Source organism: Streptococcus danieliae (genome assembly GCF_025447695.1).
GTDB lineage: Bacteria > Bacillota > Bacilli > Lactobacillales > Streptococcaceae > Streptococcus > Streptococcus danieliae.
On record NZ_JAOBSU010000166.1, the window covers coordinates 1 to 1,948 of the forward strand.

At 33.8% G+C, this 1,948-nt stretch carries 1 protein-coding gene; it reads left to right on the plus strand.

All coding sequences use genetic code 11. From position 1 onward, the window contains the following. Window positions 1-51: 51 nt before the first annotated feature. On the plus strand, window positions 52-1,914 hold the full coding sequence (locus N4310_RS08275) for an AMP-binding protein (protein ID WP_262092799.1): 1,863 nt from the start codon (window positions 52-54) through the stop codon (window positions 1,912-1,914). The last annotated feature ends 34 nt before the right edge of the window (window positions 1,915-1,948 follow it).

Genomic DNA, 1,948 nt, shown 5'->3' on the forward strand with positions numbered 1-1,948 from the left:
CCTTAGAAAAGTATTGTCTGATTATGACAATTTTCTGGAGGCTTTGTTGTCTTGTTCTTGTTTCAAATGACTATAATTTCTACTCCGCCTCAATTTGATGTATCATTTCATGAAAATCTCTCATTTATTTTTGGAGAAGGAATTTTACAATTTATTACTCCAGGAACTCCGATTCAGCAGTTTAAAAAGACAAAAGATATGTTGATAAGCGGGGAAGTGTCACATGTTGCGTTATCGCCTACATCATTAAAGACAATTCTTTCAATGACTAAAGAAAAATTCAAAAAGACCGGACTAAAGACAATTGTATTAGCAGGAGAAGTACTTCCAGTAAGTCTGGTGAAGCAGGTCCAGTCATTACTGCCTGACACAAAGATTTTAAATTGCTATGGTCCAACTGAAACAACTGTCTATGCTACCTATTATCAAGTTAAAAATCCAATCAATAGCAGCACCGTTCCAATCGGAGAACCGCTAGGGGGAGCTGAAATTAGATTTTATAATTCGAATGGAGTGAATTTGGAAGCGGGAGAGATCCTAATTGGAGGGAAAGGAGTAAGTAAGGGCTACTTTGATAATGTAGAATTGAATCGTGATAAATTCATTTTGGAAGATAATCAGACTTTCTATAGAACTGGAGATTTAGGGTTTAAGAAAGATGGTGTTATTTATTATCAAGATAGGGAAGATCGGCAAGTAAAAATCAACGGCATTCGAATAGAGTTAGAAGAAATTGAGCAAGCTGCTCAAGATTTTTTAGGAGATTATGTGAATTTCAATGTATTGAAAATCGAAACTAATTTAGTTTTCTTTTCTGATCAGAAATTGAATTCCCAGGCCTTAAAAGATTTTTTAAGTTTACGTTTGCCAGAATATATGATTCCAAGTCATTACGTGACAGTTGCCGAAATAAAATTAACTGCTAGCAATAAGTTAGACACTGAGTATCTGATAAATGAATTTAAAAAGCATTACTCTAACAATGTGATTAGAGTTACAGCTGAGGCAAGTAGTGTTAAAGATATTTTGTCTAAAATACTGGATGAGGAAACGTTTGATGAAACCACGAATCTCATGCTACTCCCTCAAATGAATTCACTAATCCAAGTTGAGATTGTAGTTGCCCTAGAGGAACACTATCAAATAGAGCTGTCAGAAGATTTTGTGAAAAAAACACAGACAATTAGGAACATGAAAAAATTTTTTGATAATCTGTCAGTGAAAGAGAACACAGATCAAATGGTTTTGACAGCATTACAGAAAGCAAATCAGTACGCTAATTTTAAAAATATAAAGGAGTTAAATAATAGGCTTCTGAAAACAGGTGAGGCAACTTATAAGGATTCTTACTATTTACAAAAAGCCTACATAGTTGACAATTTTAGACAGATTCTCGAGTTGAAGGTCAGTTTGCCCGAAACAATAACTGAAATTTCAAGTGTTGAAGAAATTCTCTCTAAAGTTATCGAAAAAAATGAATTACTGAGAACGGTATTAGATAAGGATGCTCGCTTACTTGTTTATCCTACTTACAACCATAGAGTTCCAGTGATTTCAGCTTCTTTGATAGGGAGTTTAAAAGAACAAATTAGCAACGACTTAAAAGAAAGTGTGTTTGACAAATTGTTATGGGAAGTTTATTTTGACGATGGTCATAATGAATTGTATTTTTTCATCGATCATTTGATTACTGATCAGTCTTCACTTTCAATTCTTGAGAAGGATATTTTAATGGTTGCTAATGGTGGGGAGTTAGAAGAAGGGGCTTCATTCTCGGATTTTGTGAACTTTATGAATGAGAACAGCTCATCTGATACCTTAGAAAAAATCATGGTTCAAGGATTTGAGCAGGTTATGACGGAAAACTTTTTTGGAGAGTGTACAATATCTTGTGTAAACGCAAAAAAGGAATAAATCCTGTATAGTAGAGTTATACCAAAAATACTAC